The organism is Flavobacterium sp. FlaQc-48, from assembly GCF_044007335.1.
Classification (GTDB): domain Bacteria; phylum Bacteroidota; class Bacteroidia; order Flavobacteriales; family Flavobacteriaceae; genus Flavobacterium.
Genome location: NZ_JBIPCR010000060.1, coordinates 1 through 446, shown reverse-complemented (window position 1 = coordinate 446; position 446 = coordinate 1). Strand labels below are relative to the sequence as shown.

Genomic DNA, 446 nt, shown 5'->3' with positions numbered 1-446 from the left:
TAAAAAATACGATGGTTATGCCTATATCGAGGCGATTAAAACCTATGAAAGAGTGGCTGATAAGGGATATAAATCCGAAGACTTGTTTAAAAAGCTGGGGAACTCCTATTATTTCAATTCAGATTTTGAAGATGCCGCCAAATGGTACACCGAACTATTTGCCATGAATCCCTCCCCTGAAGCAGAGTATTACTACCGCTATGCACAATGCCTGAAATCAACCGGACAAACCGATAAGGCCAATAAAATACTGCAAGAGTTCAATGCCAAATATAAAAACGATTCCAGGGGGCAGCTTTATAAAGAAAACCTCAATTATCTGGATCAGATCAAAGCCAATTCAGGACGCTATAAAATTGAAGAAGCCGGAATTAATTCCAAATATTCAGATTACGGATCTTTTGTTTATGATAACAAAATATACTTTGCCTCTGCAAGGGATACGG

Annotated in this window: 1 protein-coding gene; it reads left to right on the top strand. The window is 38.1% G+C overall.

Annotation, left to right across the window (positions count from 1 at the left end):
• The coding region (locus ACHRWY_RS27580; RefSeq protein WP_395359228.1) for a tetratricopeptide repeat protein at window positions 1-446 on the top strand (446 nt) is incomplete at both ends.